6 protein-coding genes are annotated in these 5519 nt (G+C 75.8%); 2 read left to right on the top strand and 4 right to left on the bottom strand.

Features of this window, described 5'->3' with window-relative positions:
- Positions 1-1266: DUF4190 domain-containing protein (locus tag KSNIM_RS11890; RefSeq protein WP_263103212.1), on the top strand; the 1266-nt coding region annotated here is incomplete at its 5' end.
- A gap of 61 nt (positions 1267-1327) precedes the next feature.
- Here KSNIM_RS11890 and KSNIM_RS11885 read toward each other — a convergent pair.
- The gene (locus KSNIM_RS11885; RefSeq protein WP_263103211.1) at positions 1328-2032 is read right to left on the bottom strand and encodes a TetR/AcrR family transcriptional regulator; all 705 of its coding nucleotides are present in this window, start codon (positions 2030-2032) and stop codon (positions 1328-1330) included.
- Positions 2033-2202: 170 nt separating this feature from the next.
- Here KSNIM_RS11885 and KSNIM_RS11880 point away from each other — a divergent pair, with 170 nt between their 5' ends.
- Entirely contained in the window at positions 2203-2643 is a 441-nt protein-coding gene (locus tag KSNIM_RS11880) for a nitroreductase family deazaflavin-dependent oxidoreductase (RefSeq protein ID WP_263107915.1), read from the top strand.
- 43 nt (positions 2644-2686) lie between these two features.
- Here the strand turns inward: KSNIM_RS11880 and KSNIM_RS11875 are convergent, their stop codons facing one another.
- The 3 genes from KSNIM_RS11875 to KSNIM_RS11865 form a co-directional block, all read right to left on the bottom strand.
- Positions 2687-4036, bottom strand: a complete 1350-nt coding sequence (locus KSNIM_RS11875) for a cobyrinate a,c-diamide synthase (RefSeq protein WP_263103210.1) — start codon at positions 4034-4036, stop codon at positions 2687-2689.
- A gap of 4 nt (positions 4037-4040) precedes the next feature.
- Positions 4041-4637, bottom strand: coding sequence for a cob(I)yrinic acid a,c-diamide adenosyltransferase (gene cobO / locus KSNIM_RS11870; RefSeq protein ID WP_263103209.1), 597 nt, complete (start codon positions 4635-4637; stop codon positions 4041-4043).
- Positions 4638-4640: 3 nt separating this feature from the next.
- Positions 4641-5519, bottom strand: an 879-nt coding sequence (locus KSNIM_RS11865) for a vWA domain-containing protein (protein WP_263103208.1), incomplete at its 5' end; no start/stop codon positions are given.

The following is a 5519-nucleotide window of genomic DNA, read 5'->3' as shown; positions in this document are numbered from 1 at the left end:
ACCCCGCCGTTCGGTGCGGTCCCGCCCGGCGCCGTGCCGCCCGGCGCCGTCCCGCCCGCCGCTCCGTGGGGCGGCGGGAGTTGGGGGGCCGGCGCGGGCCCGTACGGCTGGCAGCAGCCGCCGCTCGGCCCGCCGACCGCCTGGAGCGGTTACGCGATCACCTCGTTCGTGCTGGGCGTCCTCGGCTTCGCCTGCTGCATGTGGGTCGGCGCGATCGCCTTCGGGGTGGCCGCCCTGCGCACCGTCAGGGCGCGCAACGAGCGCGGCCGCGGGCTGGCGATCGCCGGTGTCGTGCTCGGCGGCGTCTGGGCCGTCCTGCTGGCCGTGCTGATGGTGCTGGGCGTGGTCTTCGGTGACCGCGGCCCGCTGGGCACCGGCCCGTTCGAGGACGAGAACGGCTCCGACCGCTCCACCTCCACCGGGGTCTTCGACCTCGCCGCGGGGGAGTGCTTCGTCAAGCTGGGCAACGGCAAGGGCGAGGACCTGACGGACGTGGAGACGGTGGACTGCTCCGAGGAGCACTACGGCGAGGTGTACGCCACCCCGCGCTTCACCGCTTTCGTCTACCCCGGCAAGGACGGCGTCGTCGCCGACGCCAAGAAGGGCTGCGGCGATGCGCTCTTCGACTACGCGCCGGACAGCTGGGCGATCCCGGAGGACATGGAGATCCACTTCTTCTACCCGGACCAGGCGACCTGGGCGCTCGACAACGACCACTACGCGACCTGCTTCATGACCGACGGCAGTTCCGCAGCCAAGGGCATGGTGCGCCAGGACCGCACGGCGCTGAACGACGACCAGATGGCCTACCTCCGCGCCGAGCACCGGGTCGACCGGGCCTACGACGAGCAGCCGCAGGCGAAGCCCGCCCAGGACCCGGCCGCTTACCGCGACTGGGCGCAGAAGCTGTCCGTGGCGGTCGACTGGGAGGTCGACGACCTGGGCCGGCGCAGTTGGGGCGGGCAGGCCGCCGCTCCGGTCGGCGCGCTCAAGGACGAGCTGAAGCAGGCGCAGCCGCACCTGAAGGCGGCCAAGGGTGCCACCGATCCGAAGGTGCTGGAGCGCGAACTCGCCGCGGCCGAGGAACTGCTCGGCTTCGAGCGGACGGCGGCCGTCCGTGCCGCGCTGGGCCTGGCGACCGGTGACGGCAAGCGCGACGGCGCGGGCACGCCCGGAGGCGTGCGGACGGAGAGCCCGGCGCCGGTCGCCGACCTGCGCGGCACCGGCCGCCCGAAGGCGAACGGCGGTGCCCCGGCGCGCGCCTGACCCGGTGCCGGCCCGGTCCGTCGGGTCCGGGCCGTCGGGTCCGGGCCGTCGGGTCCGGGCCTCAGACCTCGGCCGGCAGGCCGACCAGGTCGGCCATCTCCTCGACGGCGTGCGCGAAGAAGGCGTCGGCGGGGTCGAAGGAGCCGGCCAGGTGCCCGAACAGCTCGAATCCGATCATGCCGAAGAGCTGGGTCCAGGCGATCGCGGCCCGGGCCAGCACGGCCTCCGGCAGGTCGGGGGCGAGCTCCGCGCGGAGCCGGGCGAGCTGCTCGCCGAGCGGCCCGGCGGGCGCGGGCGGGGCGGGGGTGTCCTGCGCGGGCGTGTCCGGGCGGCCCTCGCGGGCCACCGCGATCAGTGCGAGCGGGAGCCGGGCGGCCGGCTCGATCGTCTCCTGCGGGGCGCGGTAGCCGGGCACGGGCGTGCCGTAGACCAGCGCGTACTCGTGCGGGTGGGCGAGCGCCCAGCCCCGTACGGCGGTGCACAGGGCCCGCCAGCGGGCGCGGGGCGTGGTCGGTGCGGCGGCGAGGGCCGCGTCGGCGGTGTCGGCGAGGTCGGTGTAGGCGTCGACGATCAGTGCGGTCAGCAACTCGTCGCGGCTGGGGTAGTACCGGTAGATCGCGGACGAGGCCATGCCGAGTTCGCGGGCGACGGCGCGCAGCGAGAGGCGCTGGGCGCCCTCGGAGGCGAGCTGTCGGCGGGCCTCCAGCTTGATCTCGCGGGTGAGCTCCTCGCGGGCCCGTTCGCGGGCGGTCCTGATGGCGGTCATGCGGACAGCCTGCCACAGATCTGAGCATGGAACTGAAACGAGAGCACTGCTCTTGACTCCGGTCGGGAGCAGTGGCAGAGTCGTGCCCAAGAACGAGAGCACTGCTCTTGGAAGAGTCCGCCGCTCACACCTCGGGGGTCACCGTGTCCGACACCGCCAACCGCTACGTGATGCCCACCGGGCGGGTCAGCGCCGCCCTGCTGGGCCTGTCCAACCGCACCGTCGCCGCCCTCACCCGGGCCGGTCTCAGCCTCTGGGGCTCCCGCGTCCTCGCGGTGCGCGGCCGCAAGAGCGGCGAGTGGCGCACCACCCCGGTCAACCTGCTCACCCACGAGGGGCAGCGCTACCTGGTCGCCCCGCGCGGCCACACCCAGTGGGTGCGCAACCTGCGCGCCGCCGGCACCGGCGAGCTCCGGCTCGGCCGCCGCGCCGAGGCCTTCAGCGCCGTCGAACTCCCCGACGCCGAGAAGCCCGCGGTGCTCCGCGCCTACCTCGAGCGCTGGAAGTTCGAGGTCGGCGTCTTCTTCGATGGCGTCGACGCGGGCGCCTCCGACGCCGAGCTGCTGCGGATCGCGCCCGGCTACCCCGTCTTCCGGCTCGGCTCCGCCTGACCGCGGCGTGTCCCGGGCGTCAGGGCGCGGCGCGTCCCGGGCGTCAGAGCGCGGCGCGGACGAGACGCTCCGCGAGCTGCGGCGCCCCCGCCCAGTGCAGGTGCAGGTACGAGCCGTGCACCGCGCCCTGCACGAAGCCCTCGACGGCGGGCCCGGCCGGGCCGCGCCAGCCCCAGGCGGGCTGCTCCCCGGCCCCAGGCTCGCAGACCGTGCGGTGGAACTCGTGCCCGCGCACCCGGGTGCCCGCGGCCGCCAGCGGACTGTCCGCCAGCGCGACCGCCTCGCGGTAGCCGAGCGTGAGCCGCTCGGTCATCCGGGCCGTGTGCGGCAGCACCCCGCACATCTGCTTCCCGTCCAACTCCCGCCCCAGGTAGAGCAGTCCGGCGCACTCCGCGGCGATCGGCGCCCCGCCGGCGGCCAGTTCGGCGATCTCCGTCCGCAGCGCCGCGTTGGCGCTCAGCTCGCCCACGTACATCTCCGGGAAGCCCCCGCCGACCACCAGCGCGCGGGTGCCCACGGGCAGCTGCTCGTCCCGCAGCGGATCGAAGGGCACGACCTCGGCGCCCGCCGCGGCCAGCAGCTCGGCGTTCTCCGCGTACGAGAACGAGAACGCCGCCCCGCCCGCCAGGGCGACCCGCGGCCGGCCCGCGACGGGGGAGACCGCCGAGGCCGCGGACCACGGCTCGGCGTCCAGCGGCGGGGCGCTGCGGGCCAGCGCCAGCAGCGCGTCCAGGTCCACCGAGGCGGCGACCAGCTCGCCCATGTCCCGCACCGCCCGCAGGGCGTCCGCGGAACGCTCCACGGCCGGCACCAGGCCCAGGTGGCGCGAGGGCGTCGCCACCGAGGCGGTGCGCCGCACGCAGCCGAGCACCGGCACCCCGGAGCCCTCCTCCAGGGCCTCGCGCAGCAGCTGCTCGTGCCGGTCGGAGGCGACCCGGTTGAGGATCACCCCGGCGAGGCGCACCTGCGGGTCCCAGGAGGCGAAGCCGTGCACCAGCGCCGCCACCGAACGGGACTGCGAGGAGGCGTCCACCACCAGCACCACCGGCGCCTTCAGCAGCTTGGCGACCTGCGCGGTCGAGGCCAGCTCGCCCCGGCCCGCCGCGCCGTCGAACAGCCCCATCACGCCCTCGACCACCGCCACGTCGGCGCCGGCCGCGCCGTGCAGGAAGAGCGGCGCGACCCGGTCCTCCCCGCACATGAACGCGTCCAGGTTGCGGCCCGGGCGGCCGGCGGCCAGCGCGTGGTAGCCCGGGTCGATGTAGTCCGGGCCGACCTTGTGCGGGGAGACCGCGAGGCCGCGCGCGGCGAGCGCGGCGATCAGCCCGGTGGCGACGGTGGTCTTGCCCGCGCCCGAGGAGGGCGCGGCGACGACGAGACGGGGGATGTTCAACGGACTACCACTCGATACCGCGCTGGCCCTTGCGGCCGGCGTCCATGGGGTGCTTGACCTTGGTCATCTCGGTGACCAGGTCGGCGAGATCGGTCAGCGGCTCCTTGGCGTACCGGCCGGTGATCACCACGTGCTGGCTTCCCGGGCGGTCCTTGAGCACCGACACCACCTCGTCGACGTCCACCCAGCCCCAGTGCATCGGGTAGGTGAACTCGTCCAGCACGTAGAAGCGGTAGGTCTCGGCGGCCAGGTCGCGCTTGACCTGCTCCCAGCCCTCCTTGGCCGCCTCCTCGCTGGACTCCATGCCGCGCTGCACCCAGGACCAGCCCTCGCCCATCTTGTGCCAGGCCACCGTGCCGCCCTCGCCGGAGGCGCCGAGGACGCGCAGCGCGTTCTCCTCGCCGACCTTCCACTTGGCGGACTTGACGAACTGGAACACCCCGATCGGCCAGCCCTGGTTCCAGGCGCGCAGCGCCATGCCGAAGGCGGCGGTCGACTTGCCCTTGCCGGGGCCGGTGTGCACCGCGGTGATCGGCAGGGTGCGGCGCTGGCGGGTCGTCAGACCGTCGTCGGGGACACTCTCGGGCACTCCCTTGGGCACGGCTCAGGCCGCCTTTCGCTGGGTGGAGACGGAACGGTGGTCGCGGACGAGCGCCGCCACGCCCTCGGCGCGCAGCTCGTCCAGGGTGACGGCGGGGCCGCCGAGGCGGGCCGCCAGGGTGCGGGCCAGACCCAGCCGGACGTGGCCGGACTCGCAGTCCAGCACCACGCTCGCCACGCCCTGCCCGGCCAGCAGGCCGGCGGCCCGCTCGGCCTGTGCCAGGGCGTCCCGGCCGCCGGTGGCCCGGCCGTCGGTGACGACGACCAGCAGCGGGCGGCGGTCCGGGTCGCGCATCCGCTCGACCCGCAGCACCTCGTGGGCGCGCAGCAGCCCGGCGGCCAGCGGCGTCCGCCCGCCGGTCGGCAGCTGCTCCAGCCGGGCCGCCCCGACCTCCACCGAGGAGGTCGGCGGCAGCACGAGCTCGGCGCCGGTGCCGCGGAAGGTGATCATGCCGATCTTGTCCCGCCGCTGGTAGGCGTCCATCAGCAGCGACAGCACCGCGCCCTTGACGGCGCCCATCCGCTGCCGGGCCGCCATCGAACCGGAGGCGTCCACCACGAACAGCACCAGGTTGGACTCCCGGCCCCGGCGCACCTGCTCCCGCAGGTCGTCCTTGGCCAGCACCAGCGCCCGCCCGGACCGCCCGCGGGCGGCCTGCTGCGGGGCGGCGGCCTGCAGCGTCGCGGTCAGGTGCAGCCGGGCCAGGCGGCCCTGCGGGCGGCGGGCCCGCACGGTGTGCCCGCCGTCGGTCTCCGCGGCCGAGCGCCGCCCCATCGCACCCCGGCCGGTGCCGGGCACCTTGAACAGCCGGGTCCGGTACGGGTCCGCGCTCGCCACCGGGGCCGCCTCCCGTCCGGCGCCGGGCGCGGGGCGGGGCGGCGG

Source organism: Kitasatospora sp. DSM 101779 (genome assembly GCF_025655475.1).
Classification (GTDB): domain Bacteria; phylum Actinomycetota; class Actinomycetes; order Streptomycetales; family Streptomycetaceae; genus Kitasatospora.
Note: the sequence above shows the minus strand (reverse complement) of the source record. Positions and strands in the feature narration are given on the sequence as shown.

Bases quoted from the DNA above. Each gene is read 5' to 3' on its own strand.
- KSNIM_RS11885 (WP_263103211.1), bottom strand. From the start codon at position 2,032: ATGACCGCCATCAGGACCGCCCGCGAACGGGCCCGCGAGGAGCTCACC.
- KSNIM_RS11880 (WP_263107915.1), top strand. From the start codon at position 2,203: ATGCCCACCGGGCGGGTCAGCGCCGCCCTGCTGGGCCTGTCCAACCGC.